This is a genomic window from Vibrio nitrifigilis (assembly GCF_015686695.1).
GTDB lineage: Bacteria > Pseudomonadota > Gammaproteobacteria > Enterobacterales > Vibrionaceae > Vibrio > Vibrio nitrifigilis.
Genome location: NZ_JADPMR010000001.1, coordinates 2,514,228 through 2,537,425, shown reverse-complemented (window position 1 = coordinate 2,537,425; position 23,198 = coordinate 2,514,228). Strand labels below are relative to the sequence as shown.

Sequence of the window (23,198 nt, the reverse complement as noted above, 5' to 3'; positions counted from 1 at the left end):
TATTAAAAATCACAATTATTACTTTTATTTACGCTATTTTATGAGATCGTTCCCAATTTTAATCTATTAGATATTTCTATTTTTCATAAATTTGATAAATGAAAAAACCGGCCTTTAAGGCCGGTTTCTATTGTATTTAAGATTTAAGCTTAGAAGTCGTAACTTGCTGATACCACAAAGGTACGAGGTGCGCCTTGTACTAGGTAGTTACTACCAGGGTAACCACCTGTTGAAGCCCAGTAATCTTTATCGGCAACGTTTTCTACTCGTGCACGCAGCGTAAGCGGTTTCTTATCAACCATCATCTTATAGCGAGCACCTAGGTCAAAACGAACCCACGATGGGATTTTATTATCGTTATCTTCGTCGATATATTGTGACCCCGTGTAAACACTGCGGCCTTCAAACGTCAAACCATCAACAAATGGAGTCGCCCACTCTAAGTTTAGGTTAGCGGTAACTTTTGGCACACCGATTGCTGTATTGCCTTCGTCTTCACCATCATCGGTTTTCACTAGCTCTGCATCGATAAGAGTCACACCACCCAAGACTTTCACTTGATCAAGAACCTTACCGAAACCAGATAGTTCAATACCACGGTTGCGTTGTTCACCGTTATCGGTAAAGGTATTATCAGAGGTGTAACGATAACTTGGTTTGCTAATTTGGAACACGCTCACCGTACCACCGAAATGACCATTGTCGTATTTCGCGCCCATCTCATATTGCTTAGAACGCAGCGGAGACATTACCTCACCAGCATTTGTTACCGAGGAACCATTATTGGTCGCAGACGCTGTATCACCGGGTAATAAAGCTTCTGCATAGTTAGCATATAAAGTCCAATCTAGAGTTGGTTGATAAACAACGCCAGTGAATGGTGTTACTGCATTTTTCGCGTAGCGATCGCCATCTTTACCGTCATACCCATAGCTGATCACATCAATACGCTGATAGCGTCCACCTAGAGTCACTTTCACTTGATCCTCAAACATGGATATCGTGTCCGCTAACGCTAAGCTTGAATAGTTATCACGTTCCGTCACCTTAGGATCGTCTAAGTCACCACCGCTATAGGTAATATCCGTATCTTGACCAACTTGGGAGTAATCATAAAGAGTACCTGCATCTGAATACCCTGTCATAGTATAAGCGTTACCAAGAGCAGCATGATAAGCAGAAGCAGAAAGAACGACACTGTGACCGATGCTGCCTGTCTCAAACTCATGACGTACGCCGGTATCTGCTGAAATAATATTATCTTCACGTACGTTCTCATAGGCATAGATAGATAGATTACCATCGCTATCGGAAGATGGGTTTGCTAATAAATTGTGCTCTTTACCATGACGACCACCAACCGCTAACCACGCCGAAGTATCATCAGAAAAATCGTATTCACCACGAACAACACCAAACAGTTGTTTTTCATCAGTGTAAGTCCAATCTTGAGCATAGTTGCTAGAAGCATCAGGAGCAGACGGAGCGCTGCTGCTAGGCGTCACACTTGGGCGAGGGCTATCAATATGATGATCTTGGTAACCTAAATCGGCAGACAAACGTAGCTTATCACCTTGATGATCCCACCCAATGGTCATTGCACCTAATTGAGTATCTTCATTATCAATGCCATCCTCGCCATTACGGCCAACAACATTAATGCGTAAACCATCTGATTGATTATCACCAAAACGGCGACTCCAATCCATTGCGGCATAACCTTGGCCACCAGATTGAGTACCAAGTGTTACACGATTAATCGGTTCACTGCCTGCGCGTTTAGGTACAATATTCACCAAACCACCAATCGCACTGCCACCAGGAGCCGCACCGTTTAGAAACGAGTTCGCACCACGAAAGACTTCCGCACGCTCAATCATTTCTGCAGCAACATACTGTCTAGGCAAGATGCCATAAACACCATTTAGGGTCATATCATCAGAATACACGTTAAATCCGCGAATCATGTAAAGCTCTTGGAAGTTACCAAACCCTTTAGCAACTCGAACTGTTGGATCGTTTTGCAACACATCCGCCACACTTTTCGCTTGCTGATCCGCAATCAGTTTTGAGGTGTAACTGGTTGATGAAAATGGCGCATCCATCATATCTACGTTACCGAGCAAACCCGCTCGGCTAGCACGGGCAACTTGACCACCTTCGTATTCACCACCGAGATCGACTTGAGAGCCATGGACAGTGATCACTTCAGTTTTGTTTGTATCGGCAGATTTCGTTGAATCGGTTGTGGCATCTGCTGACCAAGCGACGGAAGTGGTGCCTAGAGTAAGTGCAGCAAACACACTTAACCCGACACGGGAAAGACGAAACGTAGACATGATAACCCCTGCTATAGAATATGAGTAAATTAATTGTTAATAAGAATTGTTTTTATTAGCACTTATATTATGTTTAATGAAAACTGTTTTCAATAATGAACCTGTTGAATAGGTTAGTAATATCAATAGGATAAAAATGAGAAACACATGAAATACAAGGAGACGCTTAAGCTCTTCTCCTTGTATTTAGGAAGGGAGTCTTAAAAAGCCAACCGCTGCCTAATTCGATTGAAAATAAGCAAACCTAAGAAGTAGATCGCACCAATAATAGCCACTAACGTCCCAGCAGCCACTTGGTTTGGATACAACACTACTTGCCCCAGCCAATCAGACCACAACATAGCCGTGGCACCGATTAATCCTCCAAGTAACAGTTGCGGTTTTGTTTGTTGAGCCCCCAACATCCGTGCCAAGTGTGGCGCAACTAGACCAACAAACGATACAGGCCCCATGGTTGCAGTCACTACCGCACATAATGCAGCAACGAGAGAAAGCAGTAACAACGACATTAATGAGGTATTTAAGCCACGAGCCTGAGCAAACTCACGGCTAATAGATAACAAGGTTAATCCACGTGAAGCGGCTAAACTTGCCAGCAACATTGCAGCGATTAATCCAATTAATAGTAGCGCTTGGTTGCCAGTAACACGATAAGTCGAGCCCGCTAACCACTGCAAAATTTCGTAGCTATCTTGATTCCCTTTTGCCAAACAGAACTGTACAAAAGCCTGCAGCAACGCCGACATCGCTATACCGGTTAAAATCACGCTAGAAGGTGCATATTGATGTCGACGCCCTAATACGAGCAGCACCACCAATACCGCTAAGCTGCCAATCAATGCTGTACCCCATTGCATCGACATTAACGATTGACCAAAGAACAAGCTCGAGACAACCAAAGCAAATGTAGCCCCCGAAGAGACCCCTAAAATATCTGGACTCGCTAACGGGTTATAGATCATACGTTGTAAAACCGTTCCCGCTAGAGCTAATCCAAGCCCAGCACCAATAGCCGTCAGAGCGCGAGGCCAACGCAGAGTCCATTGGTAATGAGAAGGAAGACTCCACTGCCAAGCTTGATCACTCGGCTGCAACATAAAGTAGCAACACAAGCCTAGAATAAACACACCAGCAAACAAACCAACCAAACGCCAACTGACATACTGTAATGACCCGGGCAATTGAACAGCCATCCCATCTTGAGCTTTAAGCTGCCGACGGCTAAACCAAATCAAAGCAGGCGCTCCTATCGCTGCCGCAGTTACACCACTAGGAACGACTTGTCCTAACCACAGGCTGATCAATTGAGCTAAGATATCGGTTATCAAAAGTAGCAGCGCACCAAAAATCAAACTGGCAAACAGTTCCATCTTAGGTGTCCTCGCCCCCATGGCTCGCACAATATTGGGTGTTAACAAACCAATGAAGCCGATCAGGCCAACAGCTGTAATAGCGGCAGAGACTAACCAAATACCAATAATCATTAAAGCAAAAAACGCGGGGATCACAGCCAAACCACGCGCTTCAGCCCCCTGATGGCCTAAACGCAGTAAGGTTAAAATTCTCGGCGCAAAGATAATCAGTAGCAATGTAGGTAATAGTCGTGGCCATAACCATTGAATCCAGTCCCAACCGTTTTGCGCGAGATCACCCGCGCCCCACATAAACACATTTTGCGCATAGTTTTGATGCAACAAAATAATGGCACTAGCAATGGCTCCGAGCAGAATATTGATCACCATGCCAGAGATTACCATTGGCAACCCAGTCATGTTTTCCATACCCGCAATAAGTAGAATCAAACCAAATGCGACTAAAGAACCGACCATAGCGGCCACTGCGTTATAATCTTTAGCAGCATCCGGCCACCAAATATTAATAATAATGAGCGCCAGCCACGCACCAGAAGAAGTGCCGAGAGTCAAAGGAGATGTCAGGGTATTTTGAGTAAGCTGCTGCATCAAGCTGCCAACTAACCCAAGCATGGCGCCAATCAATAACGTAATAACAGCCCGAGGCAATTGGGCATAAACAAAGTTAAAATCGTTAAACGATTCGGCGCCTAGAGGATGAAACACCAAGTGCCATTGGTGGCTTACAGGTAATGCTTGATTAATTTGCAAGCTGGCAAAAATAGCGATAACAACCAGCGCACAACCTACGACTAATGTTTTCCATGTCATGACTGTGGTGCTACCTCTAACAAGCTGTTGGTAAAGGCTTCTGCAGTAAACATCAATGACATGGCGCCACCGTAACTCCATACCGAAGGCACTGAGTGAATATGGTGATTACGCACAAACGGCATTGCACGCCACAAAATAGAGTGTTGCAGCTCTTTTTCTTGAGCAAATGGCAAAATGTACAGCACATAACCTTGCGTAATGTGCTGCAAAGAAGAAATCGGTTTTTGCGTAATACCCCATTGGCTAGGCGGTAGCTCGATGGCCTGTTTTAAACCAAGTTGATGGAGCACATAATCCGCCATAGAATTTTTGGTGTAGATATACGTTGATGTGGTACTCGCAAACCGCATGGTCACAACACTAGGCAATGTTTGCCCAAAATGTTGCTGTAATTTCGCTTTTAATTGAGTAAAACGAGCCTTCATCTGTGCTAATTTTTTCTTGGCAACATCCTCTTTACCAAACACATGTGCCAACTGTTTAAATTCTTGAATAGCCACTTTCCCCTGATTGACGTCTTTTGAGAAGTTGGTGTAATACAGTACTGGCGCAATCTCTTTTAACCTTGGCATTAATGCCTTCTGCGATTTAGTAATTAAGATCACATCGGGTTTTAACGCAGCAATTTTCTCTAAGTTAGGTTCTCCACGTGTTCCTACATTTTGAGTTGACGAAGGAATGGGTGGTTTAACTACCCACTCTTTATAAGAATCTACATCCGTTGCTGTCACTGGTGTCACACCGAGTTCAATCACCTGCTCCAGCAAGTTCCAATCTAACACTGCCGCTCTTTGGGGAATGCTTGCTAAGGTATGTTGGCCTAGACTATCGGTGACCGTAATAGGTTTTGCTAGAGCCGTTGCAGTAAGAAAAAAAGTGCTCAAAAGAAGTATGAAAATTCGAGAGAGAGAAAACATTAAGCGCATACGATAGCCACCTTATTCGTCGTCGAGTCATGATTAGGATGAGGGTGGTCAATCAATTTAATTGGCGTTTGGTAAAGAGAAGATAAGCGCTGCTCATCGTCAAGTTCCGTCGCTGGTCCAGAAAAGGCAATGTGACCTTGTTTAAGAGCAACGATATGAGTGGCATAACGTAACGCAAGATTAAGATCATGCAAAATAACAATCACACCACATCCTTGTTGCTGATTTAATTCCGCTAATAGTGCCATTAGTTGGTATTGATGCTGAATATCAAGTGCAGATGTCGGCTCATCCAAAATTAAAACTGGAGATTCTTGGGCTAATAACATCGCTACCCATGCACGCTGACGCTCACCACCAGATAACTCATCCACCAGCGCATCAGCAAAAGGCGTCACACCGGTTTTTTCCATTGCATCATCAATAATGGTCGCGTCTTCTTTACGCCAGCGGCCTAATGCGCCACGCCACGGGAAGCGACCTAAACGAACCAATTCTCTTACAGTAAGACCAGCACTCGCAGGCAGTTTTTGCGGCAAAAAAGCCACCTGCTTAGCTAACGCTTTGGTATCGAAACGGCTGATATCCTGATCATTTAATTGCACTAGCCCCTTGTCGGGATCTTGTTGACCAGAGAGTAAGCTCATCAACGTCGATTTACCTGAACCATTATGACCGAGTACGATGGTCAACTTATCAGTGGGGATGGTTAATTCATCCACCGACAAAATTGTTCTGCCGCCTCGCACCATTTCTACGTTCGATAACGTAAACATCGATTGCTCCTCTTTGCCCTCATTCACCCACAGGAAGATTGAGAACCATTTTAATTATCATTACTATACGGAATTCGCTATTTTACCGATTATTCTCATTATGGAAAGTCGGCTACCCAATACTTCTCCTGTACTTGATACAGAACAAAGGTCTCACACATGTTCCAATGGTTTGAAAACCTCACCGAGGCATTCCCAAATGAGGATCCTCAAAAGCCGCCACGCACCCTCGTTGGCTTTTGCCGTTACTACACGCGTGGCTTTGAAAAACCACTGTTAATGATGTCAATTCTCAGTGCGTGTGTGGCCATTGCAGAAGTCATGCTGGTTCGCTATATGGGGGATATTGTCGATATTCTTAGCAGTGCCAATCGACAACACTTTTGGGCTGAACATGGTCACCAATTAGGTATGATGGCTCTATTGGTACTAGTGGCGATGCCGATACTCGCATTTTTTCACTCAATGCTATTGCATCAGACCATATTGGGAAATTACCCAATGTCGATTCGCTGGCTTGTTCACCGCTATTTGCTCAAACAAAGTATTGGCTTCTTCCAACGTGATTACGCAGGACGAGTCGCGACAAAAGTCATGCAAAGCGCAAATGCCGTACGAGAGACAGTCATGAAATTAGTCGACCTTTCGGTGTACATCATTGTCTACCTGATTTCGATGCTAGTGATGATTGGTCAAGCAGACAAAGTATTAGTGATTCCAATTTTGGTGTGGATGGTGATTTATGCATTGATTCAAGTTTACTTTTTGCCGCGCCTAAAAGAAATTTCAACCGCTCAAGCCAATGCCCAATCGAATATGACTGGTCGCATTGTCGATACCTACACCAACATCACCACCGTTAAACTGTTTTCTCACGCATCACGCGAAAAAGATTACGCAGAATCTGGCATGAAGCAGTTCTTACAGACGGTATATCGCCAAATGCGTACTTTAACCGCATTGCTATACAGTGTAGATATCATTAACTATCTACTTTTATTTACTGTTGCAGCCTTATCTATCGAGCTGTGGCTGAGCGAATCCGTCACCGTTGGTGTCATCGCAATTGTTATCAGTATTGCGTTGCGCCTACAAGGCATGTCGAAATGGATTATGTGGGAAGTTCGAGCTCTGTTTGAAAGTATCGGGACAGTTATTGATAGCATTAACACCATTGCCAACGATATTGAAATCGTCGACAGTACAGATGCAAAACCTTTGGTTGTAAAACAAGGGGCCATTCATTTTAACCATATCGATTTTCGCTACACGGATAGAAAATCCGTTTTTGAGCAGCTCGATCTGCAATTAAAACCTGGAGAAAAAGTCGGTATTGTTGGCCGTTCAGGTGCAGGTAAATCAACCTTGGTGAATTTACTGCTGCGTTTTTACGACATTCAAGCAGGCAACATTCGTATTGATGACCAAGATATTTCGCAAGTAACGCAAGAGTCACTCCGCCAACAAATTGGCCTCATTACACAAGATACCTCGCTATTGCATCGTTCAATTCGCGACAATATTTTGTATGGCGACCCAACCGCCAGCCAAGAACAAGTGATTGAAGCGGCTAAACAAGCGCAAGCACACCACTTTATCGAAGAGCTAAAAGACGAGATGGGTAATAACGGATATGACGTTCAAGTGGGTGAACGTGGCGTCAAATTATCGGGTGGTCAGCGCCAACGTATCGCAATTGCCCGCGTTCTTTTAAAAAATGCCCCGATACTTATCATGGATGAAGCAACATCCGCACTCGATTCAGAAGTGGAAGCCGCAATTCAAGATAACCTAGAAAAACTGATGGAAAACAAAACCGTTATCGCGATAGCACACCGCCTATCAACCATCGCAGCAATGGATCGATTGATTGTTATGGATGAAGGACAAATTATCGAGCAAGGTTCACACCAAGAACTGCTCGCTAAAAATGGGGCCTATGCTCAGCTATGGAACCATCAAACGGGTGGTTTTATTGGTGATATTTAACGTTTATAACGGGTAAATATTAAAACGCCCCTCCGTTCAAATGAACGGAGGGGCGTTTCTATTTTAGAGCTCATCGATCTATTTTTGGCTAATTTGATACAAGCGATCAGCTTGCTCGCGAGTATCCTGACTCACGCGACGGAACTCATCCGCATCCTTCGCATTTTGATCAGTAATATCACGAATACGGACCGCCATTTCCGCAACATTATCGGTAACACTCACCTGTTCTTCGGTTGCAACTGCGATTTGCGCGCAGCGCTGCTCTATATCAGCAAAAATATCTACCATACGTTCATACTGTTCAAAGGTATGAGAAGCACTGTCATTTACTTTTTGTGAATCAGCTTGGCAAGCAGTTAAAATCGCAACACTCTCTTTTGCCGTATTTTGTAGCTGTGCGATCATTGCTTCAATTTCTGATGCGGATTGTTGTGTACGACTCGCTAGTGTTCTTACTTCATCAGCCACAACTGCAAACCCACGACCACTTTCACCAGCACGAGCCGCCTCAATGGCCGCATTTAATGCCAGTAAGTTCGTTTGTTCGGAGATCCCCATGATGACATCGAGGATCTGCCCAACCTCTTGAGAATTCTTCGACAACTGCTCCACACTGTCAACAGATAGGGTCAGCTTTTCAAACATTTCACTGATCGACTGAGTACTTTGCTCAATCAAGGTGAAACCACTTTGTACCATCGCCGTCGATTCACCAGTGACTTCCGCTACTGCCGTAACGTCTTGAGAAATAGTGGAGGCCGTCGCGGACATTTGGTTGATCGCTGTAGCTAATGCCGTGTTCTCTTCCATCAAACCGCTCGCACGCTGCTGGCTTTCTTGGCTTAACGTATCTAAAGCACTTGAATTTTGTTGAACCACTTTTGCTTCGCGATGTACTTCTTGCAAAATAGCGACGAGATGGTCGCCGTAATCATTAATCGCTTCGCACAGTTCCCCAACTTCATCGCGCGTTGTAATGACCAACTTATCAGTCGTATTGCCGGACGTAATTTGTGTCACTTTTTGGGTAATGAGCTTAATTTGCCCAACTAACTTACTACCAGAAAATAGCAATACGCCGACAAAGACAATCAGCAAGACAATAAAGGCAATATACAGTGTGATTTGCAAACTGTTCACCGCAGCTAGAGCTACACTATCAGGAACAATCACACCCACAACCCATCCCTGTTTAGGGAGCTCACTGTGTACTAATAATGCAGATTCATCAGGAACGACACCTTTCGGTAGCTCTGTTACCGATTGCTGCTTATTCATCAATGCCGCGACTAGAGGTGTAAGGGAGTTATCTTGTTGCTGAATTTGCTGCAACGTTTTCATCACTAAATCGTTTGAACGCAATAACGGCATACCGATTAACTGTTGAGCTTGGTCAACCAATAGCCCATAACTACCATTCTGCTCATGTTCTGTAATTAAACGTTTCTCAATCCCTGAGAGCTCTACGTCTATTGTCGCCACCCCCCAAAAGGCACCATCACGCTCTATTTTTACAGAACAGGTGACCATCTGAACATTGGAAACAGGGTCAACATACACTTCAGACCAAACACACTGCCCTGGCTTAGCCGCTTTTGCCGAGGTATACCATGCTTCTTGCTGATAAGGAGCAGCATCTGCCGCGTTGTAATCATCTAGCAAAGAAAAATCACCGGAACTTGTTTTCGCCCAAAATAGCGAGTCTTTGGCTTTATTGGTATCCAATTTATTTGGTTCAGGCCAGATACCACCACCAGCGATCCCGCTACCACTTTTCACTAACGAGGCAACATGCTGCTCAATCATCTGGCGATCAAGAGGCAAGCTTTGTGCGAGTGCCGCCATGCTACGTGTCAACGTGGCATTTTCCGTGAGGTTCTCAGATAAATTATCAGCAATAACTTGTGCTTGTAGTTGTGCTTTTTGGATGGCTTGCTTTTGAATAAGAGGGGTAACTTGAAAATGCACGACAGCGTATAACACAGCTAATGCTGCAATAAATAAGGTGGCACTGCCCAAATACAACTTTTGACGTATAAGCATGGCATACTCCTTTGCCAAGAAGACAAACTTCTATGAATTTAGATGCTCATTCCACTCAATTAAGTGTGGGATTAGTTCCATTAAACACAATGTGATTAATAAATGTCCATGTTTATTTTAGAATTCGTTAAAGTAATTAAGTCCAAAATTTGAAGAAAATCACGAAAAATGCGAGAAAAAGGAATTTTGTGGAATCGCCATCAATGATTGGAAGTGATTTGAGTAATAAATTGGGTAATGAACTGTAGCTCTTCTTGTCCTTCATGAGCAGATAACGTTTCAAGCCAAACGGCTTCGCTGTAATACTCCGCTTTAAGTAGCAAACGGCAACCTTCAAAGTCAATTAACCAAATATGTAAATCCGCGTGACTCTGTTTTTCAACCACTTGCGCCGATAATATCGAGAGTAATTGTTCCGCAATTGATTCAAAATCATCAAACTCAAATCGTGGCGCGGCTAACACCAGTTTGCCGGAATCGGGTTGATAATCTCTGACACTCCAATTAGCCATGATGAGTCAAATGCTCCTGAATTAAATCAAGGAATGGATCTGCGTATTTGTCCAATTTACGCTGGCCGACGCCATTGACCGCCAGCATTTCACCGTATGACGTTGGCAACATCTCAGCCATTTCAATCAAGGTTGCATCACTAAATACCACATAAGGTGGCAATCCATCTTCATCGGCAATGGCTTTTCTTAGCTTACGTAGCTTAGCAAATAACGGCTTATCGTAATTTTTACTCGATAATTTATCTGCTTTCGCTGATCGAGCGGCAGTATCTAAACGTGGAACAGCCAGTTCAAGTTCCACATCACCACGCAAAACCGGGCGAGCTTCTTCGGTTAGCTGTAATGTTGAGTTCCGAGTAATATTTTGGTGTAGCAAACCTTTATGGATTAACTGGCGAAAAATACTCACCCAATAGTCATGGCTATGATCACGTCCTAACCCATAGGTAGAGATTTTGTCGTGGCCATTTTCACGAATACGGATATTTTGCATACCTCGTAACACTTCAACCACATAGCCGATGCCATAATTCTGGTTCACTCGATATACGCAAGAAAGCGCTTTACGAGCCTCTTCTGTGGCGTTAAAACGCTTGGGTGGGTCTAGGCAAACATCACAGTTACCACACGGCTCTTCGCGGTATTCTCCAAAATAATTCAACAGTACCTGACGACGGCAAGTCTGCGCTTCCGCGAAACTGCTCATCGCATTTAATTTATGAGTTTCAACCTGCTTTTGCGGCCCATCTGGCTTTTCATCTAACATACGACGCAGCCAAGTCATATCTGCTGGATCGTACAGCATAACAGCTTCTGCAGGTAAGCCATCACGCCCAGCGCGGCCTGTTTCTTGGTAATAAGATTCGATGTTACGAGGAATATCAAAGTGTACAACAAAGCGCACATTGGGTTTGTTAATCCCCATACCAAAGGCAACGGTAGCGACAACAACCTGAACATCGTCTCGTTGAAATGCCTCTTGTACCCAGGCACGCTCATCCGTTTCCATCCCAGCATGATACCCAGCGGCACGAATGTGGTTATTGCACAGTTTTTCAGTCAGCATTTCGACTTTCTTGCGACTGCCACAATAAATGATGCCACACTGCCCCTTCTGCGTAGCCAAATAGCGAATCACTTGTGAGACCGGCTTATGCTTTTCCATTAAGGTATAACGGATGTTTGGGCGATCAAAACTGCCCAGATAAACATGAGGGTCGTTCAGGCTTAAACGAGCCAGAATATCACTGCGGGTGGCTTCATCAGCAGTAGCCGTTAATGCCATCACAGGTACATGCGCAAACTGACGCTTTAACTGGCCTAATGCTGCATATTCAGGTCGAAAATCATGTCCCCACTGAGAAATACAGTGGGCTTCATCAACCGCGATCAAAGAGAGATTCATTGTCTCTAAACGCTCAATGAAATCATTGGTCAGAACACGTTCTGGAGACACGTACAATAACTTGAGGTGACCTGCATGAATGCGCTGATAGACTGACATCAGGGCTTCACGAGACATTGTCGAGTTGACACACTCAGCCGCAACGCCATTTGCCTTAAGTTGATCGACTTGGTCTTTCATCAAAGAAATCAGCGGCGAAATAACCAAGGTAATACCATCGTGCACTAACGCTGGAATTTGATAACAGAGAGACTTCCCACCACCCGTGGGCATAATAACTAAACTATCTCGTCCATTTACCGCCGCATCAATCACCTCTGCCTGCCCGTCACGGAAACTTTGATAGCCAAAGACATCACGTAAAACAGAAGCCGGTGTTGGTGAAGAGTCGGATTGTTCGGAGGATAAGGTAGCAGTCATGAAGATCTCTGTTGTAAGCCTAAGGCGTACACACTAATGATAAAAAATAAGACTCGGTATTGTAGTGGGGTTCGATGGTGAATAAAACCGCAAATTCGTCGCGGTTTCGATCTATCCCCCAATAACACCCGTTAATTGTGGTTGGCCACTCCATTTTTTACCATCAATCCCCATGTAAATCTTAATGAATGTATTAGTGCCATCACTCACATTCAGAATAAATATGAACCAGAACGAATAATTATCATTCTGGCTCTAGATCTTTATCTCAGGTGCTGTCACTCTCAAACGTGATTAAAAACAAGGAGATGAATTATATGCAGTGGATGATTAAGTGGCTCGCCCTTTCCGGGCTAGCCCTGACCTCAAGCACTTATGCCGCTGGACAAGCCGCTGATGCATTTGCACCAGAAAAAAGTACCGGAGTTGAAGATAAATCGTTAGTGACATCTCAGCACTGGATGGTTACAGCAGCAAACCCACACGCATCGCAAGTCGGTGCCCAAATATTACGTGAAGGTGGTAATGCCGTAGATGCCATGGTTTCGATGCAATTGATGTTAGGGTTAGTTGAACCTCAGTCATCTGGCATTGGTGGTGGTGCATTCATGGTCTATTGGGATGCAAAACACAAAAAACTCACTTCCTTTGATGGACGAGAAACGGCTCCACTTGATGCTAAACCCACTCTATTTCAAAACGAAAAAGGAGAGCCACTCTCTTTTTATGATGCTGTCGTAGGTGGTCGATCTGTTGGGACTCCTGGTGTCGTAAAACTGCTTTGGACCACCCATGAGAAATACGGAAAACTCCCATGGAAACAATTAGTCGCGCCAGTGATCAAAGTCGCTCAAGAAGGCTTTAAAATCAGTCCTCGCTTAGCCAAACTTATCGCGGGAGATCAAGAAAAGCTGAGTCGCTATCCTGACACCCGCCATTACTTTTTTAATGCTGATGGCTCACCGAAAACCGTCGGTACTTTATTAAAAAACCCAGAGTACGCAGCCACATTAACCGCCATTTCTGAAGGTGGCGCCGATGCGTTTTATCATGGACAAATAGCCAAAGACATTGTTGAACATGTTCAAACTGCTAAGGGAAATCCGGGAGTCTTAAGCCAAAAAGATTTCGATACTTATCAGGTGAAAGAACGCGAGCCCGTCTGTACCGGTTATAACAGCTACGATATCTGTGGCATGGGACCTCCTACTTCAGGTGGCATGACTGTTGGACAAATAGTGGGGATGACTCAATATTTTGATCTGCCCAAATGGGGCCCCAATAGTGCTAAGTCATGGCAAGTCATTGGCGATGCATCACGCCTCGCGTTTGCTGACCGTGGTATGTACATCGCAGATGAAGATTTTGTACCAATGCCAAAACAAGGCTTATTGAATAAGGATTACATTAAACAGCGTGCTGCTCTTATCCATCCAGGCAAACCTCTTAAAGACGCTTCAGCTGGCACACCAATTTGGCAACATGCCCAAGTGCGTAGTCCTGATGAGTCAATAGAACTGCCTTGTACTAGTCATTTCAATATTGTCGACCGCGAAGGTAACGTGATCTCGATGACTACTTCCGTCGAAAATGTATTTGGCTCGCGTCTAATGGTGCATGGCTTTATTTTAAATAATGAACTCACAGACTTCTCATTCCGCTCTCAAGTCGACGGTAAGCCAGTTGCAAACCGAGTTGAGCCAGGTAAACGTCCTCGTTCTTCTATGTCCCCAATGATTGTCTTGCATGATAAACAACCGTACTTGGCGATCGGTTCACCAGGTGGTAGCCGAATTATTGGTTATGTAGCAGAGGCCATCATTGCTCACCTTGCATGGGGAATGGATATTCAACAAGCCGTCAGCTTGCCTCACATTCTCAATCGATTTGGCCCAATGGAGTTAGAGAAAGGCACAGGTGCAGAAACATTGACGACCCGTTTACAGAAAATGGGTTATCAAGTCAAAGTGCAAGATCTTAACTCAGGTTTACACGCAATACGTGTCACTGATCACGGTTTAGAAGGCGCTGCCGATCCTCGCCGTGAAGGGGTTGCGATAGGCGAATAAGCCTTACATGGCAGATCGCCCGATCAATTTGTAAGAGATCTCTCACAAGGACGTGAGGAAAACTCTCTTTTTACGTGGGATTAAATACCATTAAAAATATTAACTTGTTGTTTTTAAATAAAAAAAACATTTGTATTCGATTTCACTAGGGATAATATCTCGATCTGCCATTGCTCGTTAGGGGTAAATCAGTATGATGAATCTTGTCGACAGGATGCTGACACGGATTGGAAAAACCACGGATTTGGTTATCTTCAGGATGAAGAATCGATTACTTAGGATGAGTAATCGGCAAGGATAGCGAAGTGGACATTGAACGGACTCGATTAGTTACTAGGATGGTAGCTACAAGGGAATGACAATGGAAACACCTCTGGATGAGGTAAGGACTTAACATCAGGATGATGTCAGGGACACCGCTCAAGGAACAAGTGATGAGAGCTAACTAGGATAGTTAGTGGACCAGGATAGGTCAAGGACACCGCTAGGAAGGCGACGAACGGATTAAGCTGAAGGATTCAGCACACTTATCAAGGAATAGATGCAGGGAGCACCTATTAGTAGCTGGATTGCTGCGAGTAAGACTATGACCCCGATGGGCTTTTGCCCTCGGGGTTTTTCTTTTTAGTCACGCTATCATTTTCCGTCAGTACTATCCCTGCAATGCACTGACCAAAACGCACAATAATCTGCTTTCCCTCTATAAAATAGTCACCCAATAAAAAACCCCAGTCGCTGATGCATACTGAGGTTTAAGGCGCTCTCTTACTTAAAACGTCTGACTACATTTTTTCTAACTTCGCATAAGCGGTAACTAGCCATTTAATCCCTTCGCCATTAAACGCGACTTGTACTCGGCTCTGAGCACCACTGCCTTCAAAGTTAATGATAGTGCCTTCACCAAACTTAGGATGTTTCACGCGAGCACCTAGAGTAAAGCCTGTCTCGTTAAAACTTTCTTTCACCACCGTTTGACTGAAACGACCACTAGAAGCAGGTCGACTCACCTGTGCTTTCATGCGCACTTCATCTAGGCAGTTCTCTGGCATCTCACGAATAAAGCGCGATGGTTTATGGTATTTGTCTTGCCCGTACAAACGACGCATTTCTGCATACGTGATATAGAGCTTTTCCATCGCCCGAGTCATACCCACATAGCACAAGCGACGTTCTTCTTCTAAACGCCCTGCTTCTTCAGCTGACATTTGACTTGGGAACATGCCTTCTTCAACACCAACCATAAATACAAGCGGGAATTCTAGACCTTTTGCACTGTGCAACGTCATTAATTGCACTGCATCATCAAACTCGTCGGCTTGACCTTCACCGGCCTCTAAAGCTGCATGAGTCAAAAATGCGTTTAACAACGTCATTTCCTCAGCTTCTTCAGGCTTTTCATATTGGCGAGTTGCTGTGACCAACTCTTCTAAGTTTTCTAAACGAGCTTTGGATTTTTCACCTTTCTCTTGCTCATACATAGTGTACAAGCCTGATGCATGAATCACATGGTTGGTTTGTTCGAAAAGTGGTAACTCAGCCGTATCATCTTCCAGCGCATTAATTAGTTCTACGAAACGGCTTAAAGCCGTTGCTGCCCGGCCAGCAAGTACTTTCTCTTCAAGAAGAGCAACACTGGCTTCCCATAAAGTACAACCGCGATCACGAGCCGCAAAACGAATCGTTTCTAAGGTTTTTTCACCCAACCCGCGCGTTGGTGTATTCACCACACGCTCGAACGATGCATCATTGTGACGGTTAGCCATTAAACGGAGATAACACAAGGCATCTTTCACTTCTTGGCGTTCGAAGAATCGCATCCCACCATAAATACGATATGGCAGATTACTTTGTAGCAAGGCTTCTTCCAGCACGCGAGACTGGGCGTTATTACGATACAAAATAGCACTGTCGGTGAGTGCCCCACCTTTGTCTTGCCAATCTTTAATTTTATTGACGACAAAACGCGCTTCATCTAATTCGTTATAAGCTGAATACACCGAAATAGGTTCGCCTTCGCTACCATCAGTCCACAACTCTTTACCCATTCGCTCAGTATTATTTGAGATCAAGGTGTTCGATGCTTCCAAAATCGTTTTTGTTGAACGGTAGTTCTGTTCAAGACGAATAGTATTAACGCTTGGAAACTCTAAGGTGAATTTCTCAATATTTTCAACTTTAGCACCACGCCAACCGTAAATGGATTGGTCATCATCGCCGACAATCATGACATGAGTGTCAGCGCCAGCCATCATACGCAGCCATGCATATTGGATATTGTTGGTATCTTGGAATTCATCGACCAGAATGTGTTTAAAGCGAGCTTGATAATGTTCTCGGATAAACTTGTTATCACGCAGCAGCTCTAATGCACGCAGTAATATTTCGGCAAAATCGACCAAACCTGCACGATCACACGCCTCTTGATAAGCACTATAAATCTGCAAATAGGTTTGCGTCACAGGATCATGGTAAGCATCAATATGAGAAGGACGTAATCCTTCATCTTTTTTACCATTGATCCACCAAGATACCTGACGAGGTTGCCACTGTTTCTCATCTAAGTTCTGCGCTTTAATTAAACGACGCAATAGACGCTGTTGGTCTTCTGAATCAATAATCTGAAAATCTTCAGGTAATTTGGCATCAAGATAATGGGCGCGCAAAATGCGATGGCAAATACCATGGAATGTGCCATTCCACATGCCTGAAGCACTTCCCATCATTAGCTCTTCAATCCGGCCACGCATCTCGGCTGCCGCTTTATTCGTGAAGGTCACCGACATGATGGAAAATGGTGACGCCTGCTCAACAGAGAGTAACCAAGCAATACGGTGCACCAGCACCCGCGTTTTACCACTACCTGCCCCCGCCAGTACGAGAAGGTTTTCGAGTGGAGCGGCTACAGCTTCACGTTGTTTGTCGTTTAAACCGTCGAGTAAAAGAGAGGGATCAATCATGGTTAAGCTACTGGTTATTTATACATAATGGCAAAGAGTATAACCCTAAATGGCACCAAGATGCTCGTGTTGTAGGCAATTTCTTTTTCAAGAGAAGGGAATTTGCGAGAAAGGAAACATTCCACATCAGCGAGAGGGGCTGATGCGGAAAAATTTTTATTCAACTTAAGATGGCAGATCAGTCGGTTGATTGGTTGGCATAACATTACCGAAATGTGGGCCACCATGCATTCCTGGCATTGGAATACAACCAGACATACCTGCAACCACTGCTAGCACAAGCAAACCTTTCATTAAAGTTTTCATATGATGACTCCTAAACAATTCATCTTGCTGAACGATTTTACAGCAAAATTCACGAAGGAAAACCCAGCAAAAACGTGGAGAAAATCGCCTAACAAGTGGTGAAACTGGTGCCAACATTCGAGACAGCCCAGCACCTACCCCTCTGAAATTCATCTTGTGATGTAACAAAATAGCTTTGGTAAACAAAGAATTAAAATAAAATTATTTTGAACAGTGTTTCTTATTTTAAGATGGGAATTTTTCTAAAATTCTCATCGAGTTGAAGGCATTGACGCTAAAAGCTGGCTAATAACATTTACAGAAATTTACTCTGCTTGAATAAAAATCAAGGCTGCAACGCTCCATTTCTTTGCGCCAAAAACAAAACAGCCTCGCAAATGCGAGGCTGATTTAATAAGAATTAGCTTATGCAGCAATTCCAGCATGACGCAGAAGCGCATCAATTTTTGGCTCACGACCTCGGAAGCGTTTGAATAGCTCCATAGGCTCTTCGCTACCACCCATTTCAAGAATGTTATTCAAGAAACTTTGACCAGTTTCTGCATTGAAAATACCGTCTTCTTCAAAGCGTGAATACGCATCCGAAGAAAGAACTTCAGCCCATAAATAGCTGTAGTAACCTGCGCTATAGCCACCAGCAAAGATATGACTAAAGCCATGTGAGAAACGATTCCATTCTAAGCTTGGTAGAACCGCGACTTTCTGTTTCACTTCCGCTAGCGTTTCCAATACACGAGGTCCCACTTCTGGGTCGTAATTGGTGTGCAGAGTGAAATCAAACAAACCAAATTCAAGCTGACGCAAGATAAACATCGCAGACTGGAAGTTTTTCGCAGCGAGCATCTTATCTAACATCTCTTTTGGTAGCGGCTCACCCGTTTCGTAGTGACCAGAAATAAACGCAAGCGCCTCTTCTTCCCAGCACCAGTTTTCTAAGAACTGACTTGGCAGCTCAACCGCATCCCAAGGTACACCATTAATACCCGATACAGAGCCAACGCCAACTTGAGTCAGCATATGGTGAATACCATGCCCCGTCTCATGGAAGAGCGTCACAACTTCATCGTGGGTAAATAACGCAGGCTTATCACCAACAGGACGGTTGAAGTTACACGTTAGGTAAGCAACTGGAGTCTGCAGCTCGCCATCTTTGGTAATGCGTCGCACACGGCATTCATCCATCCATGCGCCACCACGTTTATGTTCACGGGCGTATAAATCAAGATAGAAACTACCGCGCAGTTGCTCGTTGCTATCAAAGATATCGAAGAAACGGACCGATTCATGCCAAGTTTCGACGCCTGTACGCTCAACAACCTTCATACCAAACACGCGGTTTAGGACTTCAAATAGACCATTAACAACTTTGTCTTCAGGGAAGTAAGGACGCAGCTCTTCATCAGAGATTTGGAATAGGTGCTGTTTCTGTTTTTCACTGTAATAAGCGATATCCCATAACTGCAGCTCGGTAACACCAAACTCTTGTTCGGCGAATTGGCGTAGCTCTTCAACTTCGCGTTCACCTTGAGGCTTCACTTTCACCGCTAAGTCGTTAAGGAATTTCAGTACCTGTTCTGGCGATTCGGCCATTTTGGTCGCTAGTGATTTTTCACTATAAGAGTTAAAACCAAGCATACGTGCAATTTCATGACGTAGTTTTAGCTCTTCCGCCATCACTTCGGTGTTATCCCATTTGCCCGCATTCGGGCCACGGTCTGAAGCTCGAGTCACATACGCTTCGTAAAGTTCTTTACGTAGCGCTTGGTTGTCACAATAAGTCATAACAGGTAAATACGAAGGAATATCCAGTGTTAATAGATAACCGTCGATACCTTTTGCTTCAGCTGCAGCCTTCGCCGCTGCTAATGCAGACTCTGGCATACCAGACAGTTCTTTCTCGTCAGTAACCTGTTTGCTCCACCCCATGGTGGCATCCAGTACATTGTTAGAGAATTTCGAACCTAACTCAGAAAGGCGTTTGCTGATTTCACCATAACGTTTTTGCTCTGCAACAGGCAGACCAATACCAGACAGTTCAAAATCACGTAGTGCATTTGTGATGGTTTTCTTTTGTGCCTGAGTGTAGTTGGCGAATTCGTCACTCGCTTTAATCGCTTTATAGGCTTGGAACAGACCTTTGTGTTGACCAACCCAAGTGCCATATTCTGATAATAAAGGTAAACAGCTTTCATAAGCTTCACGCAGCTCTTCGCTATTCATCACTGAGTTCATATGACTCACAGGTGACCAAATACGGCTTAGGCGATCATCCACTTCTTCGATCGGCGCTATCACGTTGTCCCAAGTAGGCTGAGTATTCTCTTTTAGAACAGCTTCAATTTGTGTCCGACAATCTTCAATTGCTTTCTCAACAGCCGGCTTAACATGTTCCGGTTTAATCGCTGAGAACGGTGGCAAATCCGTAAAAGTAAGAAGTGGATTAGACATATGACGTTCCTTTTTCAGTAAAACGGTGGGTCGCTAAATTTCGACCGAGACAATTAGTTAAATATAGGTAGATTAAGTAATTTTCAATAGTGATGCTTACGATAAGTTCACAATTGATACTCGAAGCTCTCCTGCATGACTCTCCAAAAGCCGATCGTTAACGTATATAATCATGTTTATATTTTATCTACTGATGATCGCCCGAACCGGGTTTTGAGAGAATAATTTGCTAAGTTATCGTCACAGCTTCCACGCTGGCAACCATGCCGATGTCGTTAAGCACATCGTACAAAGCTTGATCTTGTCTTCGTTACAACAGAAAGAGAAACCTTTCGTTTATCATGATACGCATTCAGGTGTTGGCCGTTACGATCTCACCCATGAATGGTCAGAAAAAACAGGCGAATACAAACAAGGTATTGCGCGCTTATGGCAGCAAAATAATATTCCAGAAGACATTCAAAGTTACCTCGATGCAATCCGCGAACTCAATAACGATGGCGAACTGCGTTACTACCCAGGCTCTCCTCGCGTAGCACGTGCTCACTTACGTCCACAAGATCGCATGGTGTTAACGGAATTACACCCGAGTGACTACCCACTTTTAGAACAAGAGTTCCATCGCGATCGACAAGTAAAAATCTTTAAAGAAGATGGTTTTGCTCGCTTAAAAGCCAGCTTACCGCCCCAAGAGCGTCGTGGATTAGTTTTAATCGATCCACCTTATGAGTTAGCTCACGAATATCGTGACGTAGTGAATGCTATCGCACAAAGTTACAAACGTTGGGCAACAGGCATTTACGCTATTTGGTATCCTGTGGTCAATCGCTGCGATATCGAAGATATGATCGAAGGATTAGAAGCTTTAGGTATTCGTAAAATTTTACAAATAGAACTGGGTGTATCTCCCGATACCAATGAACGAGGCATGACTGCCTCTGGCATGATCGTGATTAACCCGCCGTGGAAATTAGAGAGCCAGATGAAAGTTGTTCTTCCATTTCTGCAACAAGCGATTGCACCAGCAACAGGCCACTTTAAGGTAGACTGGATTGTTCCTGAATAATCAGGCATAACAAATAGCAGAAACGAAAAAGCGGTAAGAAAACTTGAGTTCGGTAATTCGATCCCAATCTCATTAGGTTAACAATGAAATGGCGCTCACGACATTAAACTCGTTCTCAACCGAGTATCGGAGTGACTAAAAATGGAGAAAGTAATGGCAACGCATTTTGATTATATCTGTATCGGTGGTGGCAGTGGCGGTATCGCTTCAGCTAACCGTGCAGCCATGTACGGCGCCAAAGTCGCGCTGATTGAAACCAAAGATCTTGGCGGCACTTGTGTCAACGTTGGTTGTGTTCCAAAGAAAGTAATGTGGCATGGAGCGCAAGTTGCAGAAGCAATGAACCTCTACGCAGCCGACTACGGCTTTGATGTTGACATCAAAAAATTTGATTGGGGCAAGCTTGTTGAAAGCCGCCAAGCGTATATTGGTCGAATTCACCAATCTTACGACCGCGTATTGGGTAATAACAAAGTGGAAGTTATCCGTGGCTTTGCAAAATTTGTAGATGCCAAAACGGTAGAAGTAAATGGCGAACATTACACCGCAGATCATATTCTTATCGCAGTGGGTGGCCGTCCAACCATTCCAAACATCCCAGGCGCGGAGTACGGCATTGATTCCAATGGCTTCTTCGAACTGAAAGAACAGCCAAAACGTGTTGCTGTTATTGGTGCTGGTTACATCGCTGTAGAAATTGCTGGTGTGCTCAATGCACTTGGTACAGAAACACATCTATTCTGCCGTAAAGAATCCCCACTGCGTTCATTCGATCCTATGGTTATCGAAACCTTGGTTGAAGTCATGGAAGCAGAAGGTCCAAAACTTCATACGCACAGCGTGCCAAAAGAAGTGATCAAAGAAGCCGATGGTAGCCTTACCGTTCACTTTGATAACGGCAACAGCCAAAACGTCGATCAACTAATTTGGGCGATCGGTCGTCACCCAGCAACAGATGCGATCAATTTAGCAGCAACAGGTGTAGCGACTAACGAACGCGGCTACATTAAAGTTGATGAATACCAAACCACTAACGTTGACGGTATTTACTGCGTTGGCGATATCATGGAAGGCGGTATTGAATTGACCCCAGTGGCGGTAAAAGCAGGTCGTCAACTATCAGAACGTCTATTCAATGGTAAGAAAGATGCCAAGATGGACTATGATCTGGTACCAACCGTGGTATTTAGCCACCCTCCAATCGGAACCATTGGTCTAACTGAACCTGAAGCTATCGCTCAATACGGTGAAGAAAACGTTAAAGTGTACAAATCAGGCTTTACCGCCATGTACACCGCAGTGACTCAACACCGCCAACCTTGTAAGATGAAGCTAGTTTGTGCGGGCCCTGAAGAAAAAGTAGTTGGTCTACACGGCATTGGTTTCACTATGGATGAGATGATCCAAGGTTTTGGTGTAGCAATGAAGATGGGCGCAACCAAAGCAGATTTTGATTCTGTAGTAGCAATTCACCCGACAGGTTCGGAAGAATTTGTAACAATGCGTTAGGCACAAAGCTTTACATTTCAAGCATGGCTATCTGGTTAGCCATGCTTTTTCTTATCTCTTTCGTCAATTTATCCTTCCTTGATATTTTCATTCCTTTACGCCTTAAAAATTTCATAAAAGAATCACGTGCTGATATTCAACATATAGCCCACTCATACAGTATAAAATATTCATCACTTTGCTTTATATAAATAAAATTCTGCTATTCATTTCAAAAATCACCTATTTACACAACTAATCT

At 44.1% G+C, this 23,198-nt stretch carries 14 protein-coding genes; 4 read left to right on the top strand and 10 right to left on the bottom strand.

Annotated features, from left to right (window positions below; translation table 11 throughout):
• Nucleotides 1-149: 149 nt before the first annotated feature.
• From I1A42_RS11215 to I1A42_RS11200, 4 genes are all read right to left on the bottom strand, one after another.
• Nucleotides 150-2,339: a TonB-dependent receptor gene (locus I1A42_RS11215; protein ID WP_196123507.1), complete on the bottom strand. Its 2,190-nt coding sequence runs from the start codon at nt 2,337-2,339 to the stop codon at nt 150-152.
• 200 nt (nt 2,340-2,539) lie between these two features.
• Nucleotides 2,540-4,522 (bottom strand): Fe(3+)-hydroxamate ABC transporter permease FhuB, encoded by a 1,983-nt coding sequence (gene fhuB / locus I1A42_RS11210; protein WP_196123506.1) that lies wholly within the window; start codon nt 4,520-4,522, stop codon nt 2,540-2,542.
• Complete coding sequence (locus I1A42_RS11205) at nt 4,519-5,451, bottom strand: ABC transporter substrate-binding protein (RefSeq protein WP_196123505.1); 933 nt, start codon at nt 5,449-5,451, stop codon at nt 4,519-4,521. The genes fhuB and I1A42_RS11205 overlap by 4 nt, the downstream gene beginning before the upstream one ends.
• Nucleotides 5,442-6,227, bottom strand: coding sequence for an ABC transporter ATP-binding protein (locus tag I1A42_RS11200; protein ID WP_161157691.1), 786 nt, complete (start codon nt 6,225-6,227; stop codon nt 5,442-5,444). The genes I1A42_RS11205 and I1A42_RS11200 overlap by 10 nt, the downstream gene beginning before the upstream one ends.
• Nucleotides 6,228-6,386: 159 nt before the next feature.
• Between I1A42_RS11200 and I1A42_RS11195 the strand changes: the two genes are divergently transcribed.
• Nucleotides 6,387-8,216, top strand: coding sequence for an ABC transporter ATP-binding protein (locus I1A42_RS11195; protein ID WP_196123504.1), 1,830 nt, complete (start codon nt 6,387-6,389; stop codon nt 8,214-8,216).
• 78 nt (nt 8,217-8,294) lie between these two features.
• Here I1A42_RS11195 and I1A42_RS11190 read toward each other — a convergent pair whose 3' ends face one another.
• The 3 genes from I1A42_RS11190 to recQ all read right to left on the bottom strand — a co-directional run bounded on the left by I1A42_RS11190 (nt 8,295) and on the right by recQ (nt 12,602).
• On the bottom strand, nt 8,295-10,262 hold the full coding sequence (locus I1A42_RS11190) for a methyl-accepting chemotaxis protein (RefSeq protein WP_196123503.1): 1,968 nt from the start codon (nt 10,260-10,262) through the stop codon (nt 8,295-8,297).
• Between the two features lie 200 nt (nt 10,263-10,462).
• A complete protein-coding gene (locus I1A42_RS11185; protein WP_161157694.1) occupies nt 10,463-10,774 on the bottom strand; it encodes a DUF3630 family protein in 312 nt (103 codons plus the stop codon).
• Nucleotides 10,767-12,602: an ATP-dependent DNA helicase RecQ gene (gene recQ / locus I1A42_RS11180; protein WP_161157695.1), complete on the bottom strand. Its 1,836-nt coding sequence runs from the start codon at nt 12,600-12,602 to the stop codon at nt 10,767-10,769. The genes I1A42_RS11185 and recQ overlap by 8 nt, the downstream gene beginning before the upstream one ends.
• A 317-nt stretch (nt 12,603-12,919) precedes the next feature.
• Between recQ and ggt the strand changes: the two genes are divergently transcribed.
• Complete coding sequence (gene ggt / locus I1A42_RS11175; RefSeq protein ID WP_161157696.1) at nt 12,920-14,671, top strand: gamma-glutamyltransferase; 1,752 nt, start codon at nt 12,920-12,922, stop codon at nt 14,669-14,671.
• Between the two features lie 782 nt (nt 14,672-15,453).
• Here ggt and uvrD read toward each other — a convergent pair.
• From uvrD to prlC, 3 genes are all read right to left on the bottom strand, one after another.
• Nucleotides 15,454-17,628, bottom strand: a complete 2,175-nt coding sequence (gene uvrD / locus I1A42_RS11170; protein WP_196123502.1) for a DNA helicase II — start codon at nt 17,626-17,628, stop codon at nt 15,454-15,456.
• 165 nt (nt 17,629-17,793) lie between these two features.
• Complete coding sequence (locus I1A42_RS11165) at nt 17,794-17,934, bottom strand: hypothetical protein (RefSeq protein ID WP_161157698.1); 141 nt, start codon at nt 17,932-17,934, stop codon at nt 17,794-17,796.
• 405 nt (nt 17,935-18,339) lie between these two features.
• Complete coding sequence (gene prlC / locus I1A42_RS11160) at nt 18,340-20,382, bottom strand: oligopeptidase A (protein WP_196123501.1); 2,043 nt, start codon at nt 20,380-20,382, stop codon at nt 18,340-18,342.
• Nucleotides 20,383-20,608: 226 nt separating this feature from the next.
• On the opposite strand from prlC, the gene I1A42_RS11155 reads away from it, so the two are divergent.
• Both I1A42_RS11155 and gorA read left to right on the top strand, forming a co-directional pair.
• Nucleotides 20,609-21,448 carry a 23S rRNA (adenine(2030)-N(6))-methyltransferase RlmJ gene (locus I1A42_RS11155; RefSeq protein WP_196123500.1) on the top strand — a complete coding sequence of 280 codons (840 nt, stop codon included), beginning with the start codon at nt 20,609-20,611 and terminating at the stop codon, nt 21,446-21,448.
• A 153-nt stretch (nt 21,449-21,601) separates the two neighbouring features.
• Entirely contained in the window at nt 21,602-22,957 is a 1,356-nt protein-coding gene (gene gorA, locus I1A42_RS11150) for a glutathione-disulfide reductase (protein WP_161157701.1), read from the top strand.
• Nucleotides 22,958-23,198 lie beyond the last annotated feature (241 nt).

Excerpts from the sequence above, each read along its gene's own strand:
- I1A42_RS11215 (WP_196123507.1), bottom strand. The coding sequence starts at position 2,339 with ATGTCTACGTTTCGTCTTTCCCGTGTCGGGTTAAGTGTGTTTGCTGCA.
- fhuB (WP_196123506.1), bottom strand. The coding sequence starts at position 4,522 with ATGACATGGAAAACATTAGTCGTAGGTTGTGCGCTGGTTGTTATCGCT.
- I1A42_RS11205 (WP_196123505.1), bottom strand. The coding sequence starts at position 5,451 with ATGCGCTTAATGTTTTCTCTCTCTCGAATTTTCATACTTCTTTTGAGC.
- I1A42_RS11200 (WP_161157691.1), bottom strand. The coding sequence starts at position 6,227 with ATGTTTACGTTATCGAACGTAGAAATGGTGCGAGGCGGCAGAACAATT.
- I1A42_RS11195 (WP_196123504.1), top strand. The coding sequence starts at position 6,387 with ATGTTCCAATGGTTTGAAAACCTCACCGAGGCATTCCCAAATGAGGAT.
- I1A42_RS11190 (WP_196123503.1), bottom strand. The coding sequence starts at position 10,262 with ATGCTTATACGTCAAAAGTTGTATTTGGGCAGTGCCACCTTATTTATT.
- I1A42_RS11185 (WP_161157694.1), bottom strand. The coding sequence starts at position 10,774 with ATGGCTAATTGGAGTGTCAGAGATTATCAACCCGATTCCGGCAAACTG.
- recQ (WP_161157695.1), bottom strand. The coding sequence starts at position 12,602 with ATGACTGCTACCTTATCCTCCGAACAATCCGACTCTTCACCAACACCG.
- ggt (WP_161157696.1), top strand. The coding sequence starts at position 12,920 with ATGCAGTGGATGATTAAGTGGCTCGCCCTTTCCGGGCTAGCCCTGACC.
- uvrD (WP_196123502.1), bottom strand. The coding sequence starts at position 17,628 with ATGATTGATCCCTCTCTTTTACTCGACGGTTTAAACGACAAACAACGT.
- I1A42_RS11165 (WP_161157698.1), bottom strand. The coding sequence starts at position 17,934 with ATGAAAACTTTAATGAAAGGTTTGCTTGTGCTAGCAGTGGTTGCAGGT.
- prlC (WP_196123501.1), bottom strand. The coding sequence starts at position 20,382 with ATGTCTAATCCACTTCTTACTTTTACGGATTTGCCACCGTTCTCAGCG.
- gorA (WP_161157701.1), top strand. The coding sequence starts at position 21,602 with ATGGCAACGCATTTTGATTATATCTGTATCGGTGGTGGCAGTGGCGGT.